Genomic DNA, 16,014 nt, shown 5'->3' on the forward strand with positions numbered 1-16,014 from the left:
GGGTGAGTTTATTTTGGATGCAGACCTGTATAAAAGCAGCCGCCGTTTCCGTATATTAGAAACGTTTCCGGTAATGGTTTATGGCATCACGCATCTGCTTGGCGGCTTCGGCTGCCCCCTGGGCAAATTCACTGCCGCTTCGGGCGTAAAGTATGCCGCGGGAAGCACAGATAAGCGCCAGTTGGCCGCTTTGATTAGTTCCGTTTTCTACGGTAGCTTTCAGGTCTCCGCCCTGAGCGCCTATACCCGGAATAAGAAACGGCATTTTGGGGTAGCTGAGGCGGAGTTTTTTGAGCTCTTCCTGCTGGGTTGCACCTACCACCAGCCCAATATTTTCATAGCGGTTCCACTGCAAGGACTTGTCTGCCACTACTTCGTACAAAAAGCGTTTTTGCCCCAGATACTCGGTTTTGAGCATCTGGAAATCTGCTGAGCCCTGATTGGAGGTGCGGCAGAGGATAAATATGCCCTTGTCCTGATATTCAATAAAAGGCTCAAGTGAGTCATAACCCAGATAGGGGCTGGCAGTTACGCCGTCACAGCCCAGTTCGTCAAATACGGCTCTGGCATAGGCTTTTGAGGTGTTGCCTATATCTCCCCTTTTGGCATCGGCTATGCTCAGAAGTTCCGGCGGAATCAGCTTGCAGGTTTCAGACAGGATTTCCCAGCCCTGTTTGCCCAAAGCTTCATAAAAAGCCAGATTTATCTTGTAGCCGCAGACAAAAGGTGCGGTGGCGGCGATAATTTCACGGTTAAATTCCAGTGCCGTCATGCCCACCGGCATAAGTTTGGGGTCAGGGTCCAGCCCCACGCAAAGCAGGCTGTTATGACTGTTTCCGGCTTGTTTCAGCTTTTCTAAAAACTTCATATGTATAGTCCTCTGGAGAGGATATTAGCAACACTAATGCCTTACAGTCAAGAGAATAAAGTCAGGAAATAGGCTGTCTGCTATATTTAAAAGCCCTGTTTGGGGTGCTAACATAAAGCAGGAGAATAAACAGGGAGGAATTCGGTCATGAAAAAGGAATTTCCGAACAAAAATTTTCAGCGGATAGAGGCCGGGCATGGCTTTGAGCTGAAGCTGATACAGTCAGACAGCTTCGGGGTAACGGTAGATGCATCTGAAGACGGGTTTAAAAATATTGAAATGAAGCAGGAAGGCGATAAGTTGTGGCTTATGTACAGCCCCAGTATCTTCAGCCTGAAAAACCTGCTGCCCGGCTGGTATCTGCCTAAGGCTACCGTTAAAATGCCGCTCTTGACCGGACTGTATATAAACGGGGCGACCAGAGCTAATCTGGAGGGTTTTGATTCCGATGGTAAACTGGAAATATGTCTCAGCGGTGCCAGCCAGCTTGAGGGTGAAGTCAAAGCGGGCGAAGCCCGGATAAAGGCGGAGGCGGCTTCCGAAGTAAAGCTGAAGGGTGTTTTCAAGCAGCTGAAACTGGAGCTGGAAAGCGGCAGTAAAGTTCAGATGGAAGGCTGGACCGAGGAACTGGAAGCCGAGGCTGCTGGTGTCAGCCAGATTGTGCTGGACAAAATGGTTTGCAAGCAAGCCAGAGTAAGGCTGGAAAATGCCAGCCAGGCGGAAGTATGGGTTGAGGAAGTACTGAATGTGAGATTGAATGGTGCTTCCGAACTGAAATATGCCGGATGCCCCTGCTTCAGCGAAGTGGAAATAAAAGGTTCTTCCAGCCTGAGCAAAAGCTGAAAACATGGTATAATCAATCCCCTTCAAGGAGGCTTCAAGTGAAGAAAGCTGGTCGTTCGGGGTTATCTGTATGTATTGTCTTTATAATGGCCTTGCTGGGAGGCGGGTGCATTCCGGGTATCGGCGGGTTTGTTACAGGCAGCGGGGAGGTAGAAAACCGCTCCTTTGAATACGCTGGTTTTAACCGGGTGGAGGTATCAAATGCTATTACGGCTGATATCTTGTATTCCGGTTCTTTTGAAGTATCCGTTTCCACCCATGAAAATATTTTTGAATATCTGGAACTGGAAAAAAGCGGCCAGACCCTTAAAATCGGCTTAAAAGATAGTTATACCTTTATGAACGTAACAATAGAGGCTGTTATCCGTCTGCCGGAATTGGTGGGGCTGAGTGTTTCAGGGGCTTCCCGGGTAAATGCCAGCGGCTTTGATTCGGCAAATGACTTTACGGCTCTGGTGGATGGTGCCAGCCGCCTGACACTGCATAATATGCAGGTGGGGCAAAGCAGTTTTTATATAAGCGGTGCCAGTACGGCCAGCGGAGAGCTTATTTGCGGTAAGGCCGCTATGAAAGTGTCTGCTGCTTCCCGCCTGGAACTTTCGGGGCAGGGCGGTGACATAGAGGTACTGGCTGAGGGTGCCAGTACTGCCAGTCTGGAAAACTTTTTGGTGGCAAGTGCCAGAGTGGAAGCCACCGGTGTAAGCAATATCCGGATATATACTGACGGAGAGCTGTATATTACAGCCAGCGGCGTTTCTTCGGTAAAATATTTTGGTAATCCGGTTATCAAAGACCTGAACGTATCAGACGTTTCCTCAGCGGGCAAGGGTTAGGGGGATTTTCTGGAAGAGAGTTACCGGGCGGCTTTAAATTACATAATGGGGCTGACAGATTATGAATCTGCCACCAGCCGGGCAGCGGCTAATTATGACCTCAGGCGGGTGGTAGAGCTTCTCTTGAGGCTTCATAGTCCCCATATAGGTATTCCGTCTGTTCATCTGGCCGGTACCAAGGGTAAAGGCAGTACGGCCGCTCTGATTGCTTCGGTTATGTCGGCGGCCGGTTACCGTACCGGTCTTTATACCTCACCCCATCTGCTGGATTTCCGCGAACGTATTCGTCTGGACGGCAAGATGATTTCCAAAGCCCATCTGGTGCGGATTATGGATTACATCAGCCCTATGGTGGAGGAAATGAATGCCCGGACCTGTTTGGGTAAAATAACTTCGTTTGAGGTTATGACGGTGCTGGCGTTTGAGTTTTTTCACCGCCAGCAGGCTTTTTTTCAGGTGATTGAAACCGGGCTGGGCGGCAGACTGGATGCCACCAATGTTATTACCCCCAACCTTTCGGTGCTTACCCCTATAAGTCTGGACCATACTGAGGTCTTGGGAGACAGCCTGGCCAAAATATCTGCCGAGAAAGCGGGTATTATTAAACATTTTGTGCCGGTGGTTTCTGCTGCCCAAAGACCGGAAGCTATGGCAGTTATCCGTGAGCGTTGCCTTAAAACCGGCTCAAAACTGATTGAGGTGACTGACAGCTACAAGGCCGAACTCTTAGGTTACACTGCCCAAGGTCAGTCACTCAAACTTAGCGGCCGTCAGGCTGAATACCGGCTGTGTCTGCCGCTTTTAGGGCATTACCAGCGTCAAAACGCCCTTACCGCCCTGGCATCTCTGGAAGCGCTGGTAGAAGAGGGCTTTAAAATAAGCAACGAAGATATAGCTGAAGGCTTCGGGCAGGTCAGATGGCCGGGGCGGTTTAAGGTTATCAAGGGCAAGCCCCTGATGGTTATTGACGGCGCCCACAATCAGGAAGCCGCTGCCGAACTCCTGCTTTCGCTGCAAGAATATCCCCCGGCCGCCAAAGTAGAAAAAGAAAAAAGGCTGCTGGTCTTCGGCACTTCCTTTGATAAAGATGCCGGCGCTATGGCGGATGTGCTTTCCGGGTATTTCGGAACAGTGATACTGACCCATTCCCTCCACCCGCGGGCTATGAAACCGGATTTGCTCAGGAAAGCCTTTGACGGGCGTGGGCTTAAGGTACTTGAGGCAGACGGCGTGCCTAAAGCCTTGGAACTGGCAGGCAGGATAGCTCCGGCAGATGGTCTGGTATGTGTTGCCGGCTCTCTCTTTGTTGCCGCCGAGGCTTTAAAAGGGCAGAGCCAGCCCCGCTCAGGAACTGGCTCTAAGTAACTCTATCAGTTGGTTTTTCTTGTCCGGGTAGGGGATAACCTCTTCCTTCAGTTTTTTCCAGGTCTCCGGGCAGCTTTTGTATTCTATCCCCAGAAACTGGTGGATTATTCTATCCAGTTCCTTGCGTTTTTCCCCCTGCGGGTCTACCCCGGCTGCCTGAAAAATATCCCCTATATGCCTGAAATAGCAGGACATAGTTTGCTCCTTGTTAAGGCAGTTCGGCAAATACGTTGCTTAATGCCTCATCCGGCAGCATGTTATCCAGTATTTTTTCCATTGCCATAGTATGGCTGCACATACCCCAGGCGGCAAAGAAGTTACAGGTGCAGTGCCATTGACCGTTAATATATTCGGTGGTGTGGATATCGTTTTCCCCCCGGAACTGGACGGATAGCTGATTAAACCTTATGCGGTCTTTCTCTTGGGCATAGCGTTTGGCTTTTTCTATTTTGCCTATCAGGCTAGACTGCATTTCGCCACCTCCTAAAATATTAAAGGCACTGGTCAAAGCTGACCGGTGCCTTATACCCGAAGTTTATTTAAATGATAAAAAATGAGAATTTTCAGCATCTGCTCCCACTCTCGCTTTTATTATTTACATTGTAATCCCTGCTTGTGCCGGAAGTCTAGAGGCAACAACACCAAATGCCGTCTTATAGCGAGTTTGTTTGTGCCTGATATCTCTCTGTAAGTGGTTATTTCTCCATTATACCTATTATTTCGTTTTGCAGCTGGATAGTTTAAAATAAGGCGGCATGGAGGCAGGCAAATATGAAAGCGGTAATCCAGAGGGTTAGCCGGGCATCTGTAATGGTAGGCGGAGATACTGTGGGCGAAATAGGGCCGGGTCTGGCGGTGCTGCTGGGCGTGGCCGAAGGGGATACGCAGGCAGATGCCGAATACCTGGTATCCAAGATAATAAACCTGCGGATATTTGCTGATGGCGAAGGCAAGTTTAATCTGTCTTTAAAAGACCTTTGCCGTGAGCTGCTGGTGGTCAGCCAGTTTACCCTTATTGCCGATACCCGGAAGGGCCGCCGCCCCAGTTTTGTTGAGGCCGCCCAGCCAGAGGAAGCCGACCGTTTATATAACTTGTTTATCCGCCTTTGCCGTGGAGAAGGTGTGCAGGCGGCAACCGGGAAATTCGGGGCTATGATGATGCTGGAAATCCATAATGACGGCCCGGTGACTATTATTCTGGACAGCCGTGACCGTTTGAACCCCCGCCAGTAGAGGCAGTTGCAAACAGTTGCAATAATAAGCTCTAACTGCTAGACTAGCTGTATGCATAAACAAAATTCTATAGCCGGTGAACTGGCAAATGACGGTTTTCGCCTGACCCCCCAGCGGGTGCTTATTCTGGAAGCTCTGGATATGGCTGAAGGGCATATGAGCGCCGAAGATATCTACGCTGAGGTGGGGCAGGAATATCCCAATATAAATATTTCCACTGTTTACCGTACCCTGGAGCTTTTAAAGGGGCAAGGCCTGGTGCTGGAAACAGACATGGGTGACGGGCGTTTACGCTACCATAGTGTCAATAAGGGTTCACGCCATTATCTGGTTTGCCGTAAATGCGGAAAGATAACCGACCTGAGCGAAGATATGGTCAGAGAGCAGGAGCAGAGTATCTTAAAAAAGTATGGCTTTGCGGCTGATTTCAAAAATCTGGTTATTTACGGACAGTGCCGGAAGTGCGGTGATTCGGCCTGAGAGTTTGGGAGATTTTAGAGCAAATATATTCACTGCCTTTAAAAGGCGGTTTTTTTATTCGTGTATAACCGGGTTGGGGCTGGGCTGGAAGGGGTGGGTGCGCAGCACCAGTGAGTACAGATGGGGATACTGGGATTTTAAGTGGATAAGGTATTTTATCCACTGGTTAAGCAGCAGGGCATACATACGCTTTACATCATTGGCAATATGGGCTTTGTCAGTTTCCGGTAGATTTTCAAGGCTCTGGCGGGCATCCAGTTCCTCTCCCAGGTGGAAGCTTGCCCAGAGCAGGTCGGTAAAATCATCTTTTTCCAGCAAATTAGGGTTTTCAAGCAATGTCAGCATAAAAGAGCGTTTGGCGTCCAGCAGGTTTTTAAGGTGCTGAAGGTCCAGCTTACCGGGGTTCGGCATATGGCTGAAATGGGCAGAGTAAGTAAGCGCTTTTTTAAATTCGGCATTTGACCAGTTTTTATCTACTGCCATCTGGGAAGAAATCTGTTCGGGGTTATCAAAGCTGTCCAGCAGTTTTCCCAGCAGGGCATTGCCCAGTTCGCTGTAAAAAGCCCCCACAACCATGTTCATTTTTTGGGATAGGGCGTGCTTTTCCCGGCTGGTAAGTATCCGTTCAATAACCACTACCACCAGAAAGACCTCCAGAGGTATAAAAGCCAAATCCCCCAGCATATAAATAAATATGTGGTGGCTGTCCTGAAAAATATAATAATGAAGCAGATACAGCAGGGTTGAGGCTGTAAGGCTTATTATGGCTACGGTAACAATAAAACGGCCCAGTTTGCGGTTTTCCATAAGGTTATTTAACTTTATAGCCGCCTGCTTGTCAATATATACAGGATTGACCGCCCTTATCCCCTCAATTACAATGTTGCCAGACCAAAAAAGGAGGCTGATATGGCAAAGCATGCACCTGATATGGTGGTGGACAAAAAAGACCAGCTGGAGCAGATTGAGGGTATCTGCCTGCCGGAGGAGCTTATCCATGCCGTTTTTGACCTGAAAGGGCAGGGTACCGGATTTATCGGCCTGACTAACAAGCGGATAATCTTCTATGACAGGGAGTTTGCCAAAAAGGCCAAGGCTATTGTCAGCCTGCCTTACAGCCGGGTGGTAACGGTGGGCAGTGAAGACAAGGGCGGGTTTATATTCCGCAAGGGTTTTATGGTGAGTGACAAGCTCTACGTGGGTGTATCCGGGCAGGAGGTCAAAGAGTTTGAATTTCGGGGCGGAGACAAGGCCCACCAGGCTCACGATATTATCATGACCTATGTGCTTGATTAAAAAAATAGGCAGGGCGAACGTTCACCCTGCCATATAATAAACTTGCCCGCATGCAGGACAAGCAGACCAGGCTAAAGCGGTTATCTTAAGCCGTAATAGTCGGCCTGCAGGCTTGCACGGCTTCTGTTCCAGAGGTAGGCATATTTGGCCTTGGGGGGCATAAAAAGCCACTTGAACTGGAAAATAGTGCGTTCAATTTGCTCAGCAATTCTGTTAGCCATTTCAGTTCTCCTTTCCGGTGTTCGTTACTTAATATAACGCAACGGGCGGGGAAAGGTTATGGCTGAAAAATATAAAGGCTTTGGCCGTCAGTGGCAAAATCCAGGCTGCCCCATATATCGGTGCGGTAGATATGGTTTTCGGCCATAACCAGGCTAAGGCGGGACAGGGTTTCGGGGTGGGGGTGTCCGTAGCGGTTGTCCGCACCGGCTGAAATCAGCCCGAAAACGGGTAATGTTACATTTAAAAACTCTGTGCCGGAAGAATATTTTGAGCCGTGGTGGGCTACTTTTAACACGGTGGTATTCTCAAGCAGGCGGCGGGTGATAAGCTGGTATTCTGTGGCAGTTTCAATATCGGCACAAAAAAGGTAGTTTATCTGCCCGCAGCTTAGGGTCAGCACGGTGCTTTGGTTGTTGTCCCTATCCGCTTCCTTGCTTGCTAAACCCTCAAACGGGCTTATTACCTCCAGAACCGCCCCGTTTGCCAGAGTTATCTGCATACCTGTTTGGGCAGTTCTGGCCGGAATAGCCTTTTCCTGTATTAAATCTTGATAGTTCTGGTAAAGGGCGTCCTGATTTTGAGTTTGAGGCAGAAGCACTTCAGTTACGCTGTAACGTTCCAGCACTTCCAAAAGCCCGCTTAGGTGGTCTGAATCCGGGTGGGTCAGAATAACCATTTCTATATTGCGGTCAAAAAAGGGCAGGTGTTTATCCAGTTCATTGCAGAGGGCTTGGGGGCTGGGGCCGCCGTCTATGAGTATATCCTGATTCTGGTACTGGATAAGTATGGCATCACCCTGCCCCACATCCAGAAAGTAAACGTGCATTTTCTGGTCAGCTGACGGGTTCAGGCCGAAAGAAAATACCAGCACCGGTACGGCCATGCCTACCAGCACCCAGCGCAGTTTAATTGCCGAAGACGGGTTGGCATGGCTTCGGGCGGGGATTTTCAAAAAGTGTTTGTACGCCCGGTAAAGTACCCCCAGCAGGAAATAGTAAATACCCATAAGTATTGCCCCCGGGCGGATACCGGCTAAGAGCACGCCCGGAAGTGAGGCGGTCAGGGATACTACTGTAAGCATATAGCGGCAGGGCAGCCAGGCCAGGTAGCCCATAAACACCGCCCCGGCCGGAAAGACCAGCCCCAGCAGGGCAGTTAAAAAAGACAGTACTATAATAAACGGCATGGCCGGCATGGCCAGCAAGGTAGCCACCGGCCCTATCAGGGATATATTTTCAAAATAATAAAGTAGCACCGGCCAGATACCGGCAATAGCGGCCAGGGAAACCCCCAGACCATCCAGCACTATACCCAGAGCTGTCCTGAGTATGCCTTCGGAAAGGCCGAAACGCTCCAGCAGCCTTAGGTTGAGTTCCTTCAGCATGGGGTAAACCAGTATCAGCCCCAGCATGGACATGAAACTGAGCTGGAACGAAACAGACCACAAAATAGATGGGGTAAAGGCCACCATAACCGCCGCCGCCAGGCATAAGGCCGGCATGGCATTTTTCTGCCGCCCCAGCAGCTCGGCGGCAAGAAATATACTGGCCATAATCACCGCCCTGACCACCGGCGGGTCAAAACCGCTGAGCAGGGAGTATCCCCAGATAAGTATCAGGGTCAGGTATATATAAATATAGCCCCTTTTGCCCAGTACCCAGCCCAGGGCTGTAAGGAGTATGCCGGAGAGTATGCTTAAGTTAGCACCGGATATAGCCAGCAGGTGGGTAGTGCCGGATATACTGAACTCTGCCTGGATATCTTCGGGTATGTTGCTTCTTTCGCCCAGCAGTATTCCCTTGGCAAGTGAGGATTCGGGTTCGGGTATGGCCCTGCTAAGGCTTTCGGAGAGATTCTGGCGGAAGCTGAATATAGCTGCCATTAGCGGGTTTCCGTTCCCCTCTGACAGGAGGGTTATTTCCGGGTAGACCATGACCGAGTATATCTGCTGGTTTGCCAGATAGGCTTTGTAATCAAACCCTTCAAAGTTTTCCGGGGTTTTTAAATAGCCGTTTATCTGAATTTCTTCGCCGTAGTGGTATTCGGGGTAGCTTGGCAGGGTCAGAAGGATATTTCCGGATACACCCTGCCAGCCGTCCGGGGTTGCAATGCTGTTTACGTTCAGTACTATCAGGCTGGTTTGGTCACGGTTGTCAGGGTTTTGGGTTATTATGCCCTTAAGCTCCAGTTTGCCGCTGTCATTATAGTAACTCAGCTGGGAAGGGTCTGAATTGGTATTAAGCTGGCTGCCCGCAAGTAAAATCCCGCCGGAGATTGCCAGAACACCCAGACTAAGTCCCAGCAGCAGGCGGTATCTTTTTCTGAAAATGAACCAGAATCCGCCCAGCACTGCTGCCAGCACAATAAACGGCAAGACAGGCAAACCCAAGCGGCTTAAAGCCACCCCGCCAATCAGCCCCAGACTGATAAGGCTGATAATCAAGGCATATCTGCCGTTTCAGAAACACATATCAGGTCTTTTATCTGGTCATAAAGACTCTGGCTGAAGCCGGGAATCAGCATCAGTTCCAGAGTATTTTTAAAGCCCCCGTTTTGGTTGCGGTAGGTGACAATATCGTTTGCCCTTGCTTCGCCTATGCCTGGCAGGGCAACCAGCAGCCAGATTTCCGCCCGGTTCAGGTCTATTTTCTGGGCTGAAGACCCTGGTACAGGCGGATTGAAACTGAGGTAGATAGTTGTAAGCTCTGAGTTATCCATTAGTCCGCCTGCGGCTTCAAGCAGGCTCTGAAGGGTATCCCGGGTGTTTCCGGGGTAAATACCCGGCAGCTTTATATTGCCTGAAATATTTATCTCAAGCTGGTTCGGGCTAATCTGGGAGGGGGTATATACCTCAAGCGGTGCAGTTTCCGAACATCCCTGAGCGCTTAGCACTGCCAAGGCAAGCCCCAGCAGCAGGGCAAATCTTTTAGTAACCTTCATATGTCCTCCCGAAGCCGTAAAGGGATATAAATGTTTCTAGGCTATACTAAAAGGATTTACCCGTCAATATATCCGGGCAGAAGGCTAGAAGACCGGCGGACAAGTTTCGGCCAGGGGTAAGCATGCAAAGGCGTCAATACATATGTGAATAGGGGTTTGGCAAAGGGGGCTTAAGCGGCGGCGGTCAGGATATCCCGTATCTCGGTTTCTTTGGAAGCGTCAGCCACTATCATAAACTGGTCACCTGCCTGGACGGTGGTTTCGGGGCGGGGCAGGACGGGTTTGCTGTCTTTGCGGATTATCAGGGAGATAATGGTCTGGGAAGGCAGCACCAGTTCATGTATCTGTTTGCCCACTGTCAGGGCATTATCAGGTATGCGTATATCTATAATCTCCAGGTCTTTGCCGTGCAGGGTTAAGAGGTGGGTCATGGCGTGACTGGGTACTTCGTGTTCAATATGTTCCAGTATAATATTGGTGGAGTTTACGGTGGAATCCACCCCCAGTTTTTTAAATACAGATTCATTCTTGGGGTTTCTGACCCGGGCTATAGTGCGGGGTACGTTAAATTTGTACTTGGCAACCTGACAGGCTACCAGATTGTCTTCGTCATCTCCGGTTACGGCAATAAGCAAGTCAGCTCTGGAAGTGCCGGCTTCAGTCAGAACGGCGGTTTCGCAGCCGTCACCGTGCAAACAGACACTCCCCATTTCTTTATTTATGCCGTCACACAGGGCGGAATTTTTTTCAATCAGAAGTACCTCATGCCCGTCATTCAGAAGGGCTTTTAAGAGATAATAACCCAGACGTCCGCCGCCGATTACTACAACATACATAGGTTTATTCCTTGCCTTCTATCTTGTCTTTGAGCATTTGGGCGAAGATAGTAGTGGGACTTATGGCATCCAGCCCAAGCAGGGTATAAAGGTCACGGCGGAGGGGGTCATATATGCGGCAGACCACTTTGGGTACGTTGAAAATCTTTTTGGCTATCTGGGCGGCCATAATATTGCGGTTGTCACCCTGGGTAACGGCTACAAAGGCATCTGCGGTTTCAATCCCGGCCTTTTTTAGTGAATCTTCATCCATTCCGTTGCATAAAAGGGCGGTGCCTTTGAAGTCTGCCGGCAGGCGGCGGAAACTATATGCATCTACATCCAGAGAAATAACTTCATTGCCTTCTTTATCCAGCATGGTGGCCAGCTGGGCGCCAACCCGCCCGCAACCCATAATGACTACTTTCATCTTTTACACCTTGCGCTGATGATAAACTATTACCCGGCAGGGAGCATTCTGAAGTATGTAGGGCAGAACGCCGCCCATGCAAAACTCCCCGAAGCGGGTTTTATAGCTAAGACCTATCAGTATAAGGTCTATTTCTTTCTCTATAGCCTCATCAATAATAGCGTTGGCTACTTCGCGTGCCTGAAGGAGGTCTGTTTCCAGCTTTACGCCCTGCTTTTCAGCTATTTCTTCGGCTTTGGCCAGAATACCCTCAGCTTTGGTTATGGCAGATGAAAGTTCGGCATCAAGAGGCAAAGCCCGTTCAACCGGAATGATATGAACAGCAAATACCCTGGTTTTGCCGGAAACTTTAGATATAGTGCAGGCTAGACTTATAGCCTCTTCATCTGTTTCCGTACCGTCTACGGGTACCAGTATACGTTCAAATTCCATAGTCTATCGGATAGCCCCTTATTTCCACAAAGTCCATTATAAACTGCGGTTTAATACTTTACAACTAAGCGGCTCTTAACGCCAGCGCCAGAAGGCCGGTATGAACAAAACCAGCAGGGTGAATAGCTCTATTCTGCCCACCAGCATGGCTGTAAGGAGTACCAGTTTGCCGATACCGGGTATGTCCGCATAACTGGCCATGGGACCGACAGTACCCAGCGCCGGGCCTACGTTTCCCAAACAGGAGGTGATGCTGGATAGGGCGGTAACGAAGTCCAGCCCTATGGCACTCATTACTAAAAAGCCTGCCCACAGGGTGGCAAAGTAGAGTATAGTCAGGCCTACCGAACGGGAGATAAGCTTGTCTGAAATAACATAGCCGCCTATTTTGATGGGTATAACCGCGTTGGGGTTGAAAGTAAGCTGAATACGGCGGTAAGTATATTTAAATAAAACCAGCAGGCGGATTACCTTTAGGCCGCCCCCGGTAGAACCGGCAGATGCGCCTACTACCATAAGCACCAGTAAAATAGCCTGTGAAAAGTGAGGCCACTGGGCGAAATCAGCGGTGGCAAAACCGGTGGTAGTCATAACCGAAGCTGTCTGGAAGCTGGCCTGGCGCAGACCTTCAAAGATACCCATTCCGGCATTGGCTACCAAGTCCCAGTTTATCAGCAGAATACAGCCTATCAGGATACCTATGTATAACTTGAACTCCGCATTGCCGAAAAATTTGGCCGGGCGGCCTTTCCAGAGCAGGTAATAATACAGCCCGAAGTTTACCCCGCTGGCTACCATGAAGAAAATAAGAATAAGCTCAACCGCCAGATTGTTATACACCCCGATACTGCTTACCGGGGCAAAGCCTCCGGTGGGGGTAGTGGTCAGGATAATATTAAAGGCATCAAACCCGGGCAGACCGGCCAGCATAAGGGCTATAAAACCGGCTACTGTAAAGCCCAGATAAAGCAGCCACAATGTTCTTGCGGTATCCCGGATACGCGAGGTCAGCCGTTCCTGCTGACCGGGGGTTTCGGCTTCCATAAGCTGGGAAGCGCCTATGCCCAGCATGGGCAGAATGGTCACAAACAGCATGATAATGCCCAAGCCGCCTATCCACTGGGTAAGGGAACGCCAGACAAGTATGCCGTGAGGCAAATTTTCTACGCTGCTGAATACACTGGCACCGGTGGTAGTCAGGCCGCTCATAGCCTCAAAGATACAGTCTATGACACTGGGAAGCACCCCTGAAATGATAAAGGGAAGCGAACCGAAAAGGGCGGCCATAATCCAGCTGCCGGCCACAATAGCCAGGGATTCGCGCAGGCTGATACGCCTTTCGGTAATGGGGGTGAAACGCCACAGCAGAAAGCCGGCACTTAAGGTGATGACAATGGAAACGCCGAAAGCTAATTGGTCCGGCTCTGCGTTTATCAGGCTGAAAACAAAGGGGATAAACATGAAGCCGCCCAAGATGGCAATAACCAGCCCCAGGTAATGGAGAACGTTATTTATTTTCATGTCTTATTTAAACAGCTTCTCCACGTCATGCAGAACGTTTAGCTGGGAGACTACAATAACATGGTCTCCGCCATGGATAACGGCTTCATCAGGGGGAATAATAACCTGGTTATTCTGGACAACCGCCCCGATAACGGCTTCTTTGGGAAGATCCAGCTGGTTTACCTTCTGGTTTATAATGCTGGCCTGCGGGCTTACTACAAATTCCACTGCCTCCAGCTGGCCGCTTTCCAGCAGTGCGGCCGCAATAGCTCCGCCGGAAAGCACAAAGTGAGCTATCTTGCGGGCGGTAATAATGGCCGGAGAACCGGCCACATCTATATCCACCGCTTCAGCCAGGGGTATATAAGAAGGCTTGTTGATAACACTAAGGCTGCGGTCTACCCCCAGATTTTTGGCTACCAGGCAGCTTAAAATATTGAACTCGTCATTTTCGGTAGTGGCTACAAAAGCATCAGCCGAAGGCACGCCCTGTTCGGTCAAGAAATCCCGGTCAGTGGGGTCTCCCCTCAGGACCACCGCTTTTTCCAGCCGGATAGCGGCTTTCTGGCTTTTTTCCTCGTCAGGTTCTATCAGTTTTACACCAACGTCATGGTCTGCCAGCCCTTCGGCTACCAGTAAACCTATCTGGCTGCCGCCCAGTATGAAGACGCTGTGGGCCGGGCGCTGAATGGCGCTGAACATCCGCCCCAGGTGGTCCATATTGTCACGTTCGGCCACCAGGTAAAGGACATCTTCTTCTTCCAAAACCAGCTCAGGCTGGGGTATCAGCAGTTCTTCTTTCCGGGCGATGGAAGCTACCACGCAGGGCTTGGTAAAATTAAGCTCGCTCAGGGTCTTGCCGGACATGGGTGAGCCTTCAATAGTAAAGTTGCGTATCTGAACCAGACCGTTAGCCAGCTGTTCCACCGGGGTAGAGTAAAAACTGGACAAAATACCCAGTATTTCGCGGGCCATTTCAACTTCGGGGTTTATAAAGACGTCTATACCCAGTGACTTGGGGCGGATAATCCGTCTGGCAGACAGGGTGGATTTGGCCGGAGGTATAAAATAGCCGGTGTATTCGGAGTTGCGGATACGGGCGGCGGTAGTGGAAGCCCCCATTTCTTTGGCTATGAAGCAGATTACCATGTTGGTTTCGTCCCGGTCTGTTACCGCTAAAACCAGGTCTGCCCGTTGAACTTCGGCATCACGCAGTATCCGTGGAATGGCGGCATTGCCGAAGATAGTTTTAATGTCCAGCTGCCGGTTAAGGTATTCAACAGCTGTTTCAGACTGTTCAATAACTACCACTTCGTGGTCTTCTACGACCAGCATGGAGGCTATATTAAAACCTACCGTGCCGCCGCCGGCAATCACAATAAACATTTTCTAGTCTCGCTGTTTGCTTATAGAGCTTCTGAACTGCTTCAGCTGGCTCATAAGCGAACTAATCCGGCTTTTCTGTTTTCTCTCTATCCGGAATACCTGGTGATGGCAGTGTTCACGGTGAGAGATGGGTTTAAGTATTTCTTCTTTTGGCATTTTCTCAAAAATATATTTCTATAATGGCACTCAGGCTGCCTGATGGTCAAGTGCATTTTTTCAGGCTTAGGCATTTTAGGCAGTTGGCGGGCTGCTGTCAAATAACAGGTTTTTTCAGCTTTGGAAAATATTTTAATGGTGTTTATGTAAGTGAGGTTTCTGTTCTATTTCCAGCTGGCAGAGGATATCGTTTGTCCGGCAAACCTGGCACTCCATCTGGAGGGTGACATGGCTTAGGGCAAAGCTTTCTTTCAAAATGGTTTCTATATGCTGGCGGATATCATCTGCCTGGCTTACGGGGCAGTCGTCTATCAGCACATGGGCGGAAAGGGCGTGGATTTCGGGGCTGATACTCCAGATGTGGATATGATGAAAGTCTTTTACCCCAGGTATGGTTTTTACTGAATCAGCCAGCTGGTTTAGGTTTATATCTTTGGGGCTGGCTTCCAGTATCACCCTCAGACCCTGGCGGAAAATATTTACACCTCCCAGGCTGATAATCAGGCCGATAATTATACTGACAACTATGTCCGCCAGATAATTGCCGCTGATTATTATTACCACCGCACTTATGATAACCCCCACCGAAGCCAGAGCGTCACCGGCGGCGTGCCAGAATGCGCTTTTGATATTCAGGTTTTCTTTTTGCTCACGGTGCAGTATCAAAGCAACCGTGAGATTAGTTGCCAGACCCAGCAGGGCAACCGGCAAAACCAGCCCGGCATTTATTTCCGGAGGGTTCTGAAAACGCTGGAAAGATTCGTAAAAAATAAAAACGGCAATGCCGATAAGGCTTATGGAGTTTAAAATAGCCACCAGAACACCTATCCGGTGGTATCCGAAGGTCATTTTAAAGTTGGAAGGGCGTTTGGCCTGCATTAAGGCAAAATAGCTTAGGGAAAGGGCTAAAACATCTGTCAGGACATGCCCGGCATCGCTTAGCAGGGCCAGACTGTTAGATACCAGAGCGCCGATAAATTCGGCCAGGAGGATAATGCCGGAAAACAGGATTCCCAGCTTCAGTTTTTTGCTGACCGGCATTTGCTTATCAGAAGTAGTTTTTTTACTTGAGACGGGGGACATAAATTAATGATAGCACAATTATTATAAGTTTATTACGTTAGCTTTGGCTTTGAGCTTTTTCTTGATTTTGACCCCCCGAGACCCTATCATATATACCGTAATAAAAGAGAAAAAATAAATGAGATGCCG

Annotated in this window: 20 protein-coding genes; 6 read left to right on the forward strand and 14 right to left on the reverse strand. The window is 49.6% G+C overall.

Features of this window, described 5'->3' with window-relative positions:
* Positions 1–55: 55 nt before the first annotated feature.
* Complete coding sequence (gene pyrF / locus DET_RS00060) at positions 56–868, reverse strand: orotidine-5'-phosphate decarboxylase (protein WP_010935823.1); 813 nt, start codon at positions 866–868, stop codon at positions 56–58.
* 147 nt (positions 869–1,015) lie between these two features.
* On the opposite strand from pyrF, the gene DET_RS00065 reads away from it, so the two are divergent.
* From DET_RS00065 to DET_RS00075, 3 genes are read left to right on the forward strand one after another with little or no spacing between them, the layout of a single operon-like run.
* A complete protein-coding gene (locus DET_RS00065) occupies positions 1,016–1,711 on the forward strand; it encodes a GIN domain-containing protein (protein ID WP_010935824.1) in 696 nt (231 codons plus the stop codon).
* A 38-nt stretch (positions 1,712–1,749) separates the two neighbouring features.
* A complete protein-coding gene (locus DET_RS00070) occupies positions 1,750–2,544 on the forward strand; it encodes a GIN domain-containing protein (RefSeq protein ID WP_010935825.1) in 795 nt (264 codons plus the stop codon).
* A 45-nt stretch (positions 2,545–2,589) separates the two neighbouring features.
* Positions 2,590–3,909 carry a bifunctional folylpolyglutamate synthase/dihydrofolate synthase gene (locus DET_RS00075; protein ID WP_010935826.1) on the forward strand — a complete coding sequence of 440 codons (1,320 nt, stop codon included), beginning with the start codon at positions 2,590–2,592 and terminating at the stop codon, positions 3,907–3,909.
* On the opposite strand, the gene DET_RS00080 is transcribed toward DET_RS00075, so the two are convergent.
* Together DET_RS00080 and DET_RS00085 are read right to left on the reverse strand one after the other, a co-directional pair.
* On the reverse strand, positions 3,889–4,104 hold the full coding sequence (locus tag DET_RS00080; protein ID WP_010935827.1) for a hypothetical protein: 216 nt from the start codon (positions 4,102–4,104) through the stop codon (positions 3,889–3,891). The genes DET_RS00075 and DET_RS00080 overlap by 21 nt on opposite strands.
* A gap of 13 nt (positions 4,105–4,117) precedes the next feature.
* Entirely contained in the window at positions 4,118–4,381 is a 264-nt protein-coding gene (locus DET_RS00085) for a hypothetical protein (protein WP_010935828.1), read from the reverse strand.
* Positions 4,382–4,680: 299 nt separating this feature from the next.
* On the opposite strand from DET_RS00085, the gene dtd reads away from it, so the two are divergent.
* Entirely contained in the window at positions 4,681–5,142 is a 462-nt protein-coding gene (dtd, locus tag DET_RS00090; protein ID WP_010935829.1) for a D-aminoacyl-tRNA deacylase, read from the forward strand.
* Positions 5,143–5,193: 51 nt separating this feature from the next.
* Positions 5,194–5,622, forward strand: a complete 429-nt coding sequence (locus tag DET_RS00095) for a Fur family transcriptional regulator (protein ID WP_010935830.1) — start codon at positions 5,194–5,196, stop codon at positions 5,620–5,622.
* A gap of 54 nt (positions 5,623–5,676) precedes the next feature.
* Here the strand turns inward: DET_RS00095 and DET_RS00100 are convergent, their stop codons facing one another.
* Entirely contained in the window at positions 5,677–6,429 is a 753-nt protein-coding gene (locus DET_RS00100) for a hypothetical protein (protein ID WP_010935831.1), read from the reverse strand.
* A 102-nt stretch (positions 6,430–6,531) separates the two neighbouring features.
* Between DET_RS00100 and DET_RS00105 the strand changes: the two genes are divergently transcribed.
* Positions 6,532–6,918 carry a PH domain-containing protein gene (locus DET_RS00105; RefSeq protein ID WP_010935832.1) on the forward strand — a complete coding sequence of 129 codons (387 nt, stop codon included), beginning with the start codon at positions 6,532–6,534 and terminating at the stop codon, positions 6,916–6,918.
* A gap of 80 nt (positions 6,919–6,998) precedes the next feature.
* Here the strand turns inward: DET_RS00105 and DET_RS08675 are convergent, their stop codons facing one another.
* From DET_RS08675 to DET_RS00145, 10 genes are all read right to left on the reverse strand, one after another.
* Positions 6,999–7,139 (reverse strand): hypothetical protein, encoded by a 141-nt coding sequence (locus tag DET_RS08675; RefSeq protein ID WP_010935833.1) that lies wholly within the window; start codon positions 7,137–7,139, stop codon positions 6,999–7,001.
* A 56-nt stretch (positions 7,140–7,195) separates the two neighbouring features.
* Positions 7,196–9,583, reverse strand: a complete 2,388-nt coding sequence (locus tag DET_RS00110) for a DNA internalization-related competence protein ComEC/Rec2 (protein WP_010935834.1) — start codon at positions 9,581–9,583, stop codon at positions 7,196–7,198.
* Positions 9,580–10,080: a helix-hairpin-helix domain-containing protein gene (locus tag DET_RS00115; RefSeq protein ID WP_010935835.1), complete on the reverse strand. Its 501-nt coding sequence runs from the start codon at positions 10,078–10,080 to the stop codon at positions 9,580–9,582. The genes DET_RS00110 and DET_RS00115 overlap by 4 nt, the downstream gene beginning before the upstream one ends.
* A 170-nt stretch (positions 10,081–10,250) precedes the next feature.
* Complete coding sequence (locus DET_RS00120; protein ID WP_010935836.1) at positions 10,251–10,916, reverse strand: potassium channel family protein; 666 nt, start codon at positions 10,914–10,916, stop codon at positions 10,251–10,253.
* Positions 10,917–10,920: 4 nt separating this feature from the next.
* The gene (locus DET_RS00125) at positions 10,921–11,325 is read right to left on the reverse strand and encodes a potassium channel family protein (protein WP_010935837.1); all 405 of its coding nucleotides are present in this window, start codon (positions 11,323–11,325) and stop codon (positions 10,921–10,923) included.
* A 3-nt stretch (positions 11,326–11,328) separates the two neighbouring features.
* On the reverse strand, positions 11,329–11,757 hold the full coding sequence (locus tag DET_RS00130) for a universal stress protein (protein WP_010935838.1): 429 nt from the start codon (positions 11,755–11,757) through the stop codon (positions 11,329–11,331).
* A 75-nt stretch (positions 11,758–11,832) separates the two neighbouring features.
* Positions 11,833–13,278 (reverse strand): TrkH family potassium uptake protein, encoded by a 1,446-nt coding sequence (locus DET_RS00135; protein ID WP_010935839.1) that lies wholly within the window; start codon positions 13,276–13,278, stop codon positions 11,833–11,835.
* A gap of 3 nt (positions 13,279–13,281) precedes the next feature.
* On the reverse strand, positions 13,282–14,646 hold the full coding sequence (gene trkA, locus DET_RS00140) for a Trk system potassium transporter TrkA (RefSeq protein ID WP_010935840.1): 1,365 nt from the start codon (positions 14,644–14,646) through the stop codon (positions 13,282–13,284).
* Between the two features lie 3 nt (positions 14,647–14,649).
* On the reverse strand, positions 14,650–14,802 hold the full coding sequence (locus tag DET_RS08680) for a hypothetical protein (RefSeq protein ID WP_010935841.1): 153 nt from the start codon (positions 14,800–14,802) through the stop codon (positions 14,650–14,652).
* A gap of 132 nt (positions 14,803–14,934) precedes the next feature.
* Positions 14,935–15,843, reverse strand: coding sequence for a cation diffusion facilitator family transporter (locus tag DET_RS00145; RefSeq protein ID WP_234943822.1), 909 nt, complete (start codon positions 15,841–15,843; stop codon positions 14,935–14,937).
* Positions 15,844–16,014 lie beyond the last annotated feature (171 nt).

This window comes from Dehalococcoides mccartyi 195 (assembly GCF_000011905.1).
GTDB classification, from domain to species: domain Bacteria; phylum Chloroflexota; class Dehalococcoidia; order Dehalococcoidales; family Dehalococcoidaceae; genus Dehalococcoides; species Dehalococcoides mccartyi.

Coding starts and splice junctions, on each gene's coding strand:
- pyrF (WP_010935823.1), bottom strand. CDS start 868: ATGAAGTTTTTAGAAAAGCTGAAACAAGCCGGAAACAGTCATAACAGC.
- DET_RS00065 (WP_010935824.1), top strand. CDS start 1,016: ATGAAAAAGGAATTTCCGAACAAAAATTTTCAGCGGATAGAGGCCGGG.
- DET_RS00075 (WP_010935826.1), top strand. CDS start 2,590: ATGGGGCTGACAGATTATGAATCTGCCACCAGCCGGGCAGCGGCTAAT.
- DET_RS00080 (WP_010935827.1), bottom strand. CDS start 4,104: ATGTCCTGCTATTTCAGGCATATAGGGGATATTTTTCAGGCAGCCGGG.
- DET_RS00085 (WP_010935828.1), bottom strand. CDS start 4,381: ATGCAGTCTAGCCTGATAGGCAAAATAGAAAAAGCCAAACGCTATGCC.
- dtd (WP_010935829.1), top strand. CDS start 4,681: ATGAAAGCGGTAATCCAGAGGGTTAGCCGGGCATCTGTAATGGTAGGC.
- DET_RS00095 (WP_010935830.1), top strand. CDS start 5,194: ATGCATAAACAAAATTCTATAGCCGGTGAACTGGCAAATGACGGTTTT.
- DET_RS00100 (WP_010935831.1), bottom strand. CDS start 6,429: ATGGAAAACCGCAAACTGGGCCGTTTTATTGTTACCGTAGCCATAATA.
- DET_RS00105 (WP_010935832.1), top strand. CDS start 6,532: ATGGCAAAGCATGCACCTGATATGGTGGTGGACAAAAAAGACCAGCTG.
- DET_RS08675 (WP_010935833.1), bottom strand. CDS start 7,139: ATGGCTAACAGAATTGCTGAGCAAATTGAACGCACTATTTTCCAGTTC.
- DET_RS00115 (WP_010935835.1), bottom strand. CDS start 10,080: ATGAAGGTTACTAAAAGATTTGCCCTGCTGCTGGGGCTTGCCTTGGCA.
- DET_RS00120 (WP_010935836.1), bottom strand. CDS start 10,916: ATGTATGTTGTAGTAATCGGCGGCGGACGTCTGGGTTATTATCTCTTA.
- DET_RS00125 (WP_010935837.1), bottom strand. CDS start 11,325: ATGAAAGTAGTCATTATGGGTTGCGGGCGGGTTGGCGCCCAGCTGGCC.
- DET_RS00130 (WP_010935838.1), bottom strand. CDS start 11,757: ATGGAATTTGAACGTATACTGGTACCCGTAGACGGTACGGAAACAGAT.
- DET_RS00135 (WP_010935839.1), bottom strand. CDS start 13,278: ATGAAAATAAATAACGTTCTCCATTACCTGGGGCTGGTTATTGCCATC.
- trkA (WP_010935840.1), bottom strand. CDS start 14,646: ATGTTTATTGTGATTGCCGGCGGCGGCACGGTAGGTTTTAATATAGCC.
- DET_RS08680 (WP_010935841.1), bottom strand. CDS start 14,802: ATGCCAAAAGAAGAAATACTTAAACCCATCTCTCACCGTGAACACTGC.
- DET_RS00145 (WP_234943822.1), bottom strand. CDS start 15,843: ATGCCGGTCAGCAAAAAACTGAAGCTGGGAATCCTGTTTTCCGGCATT.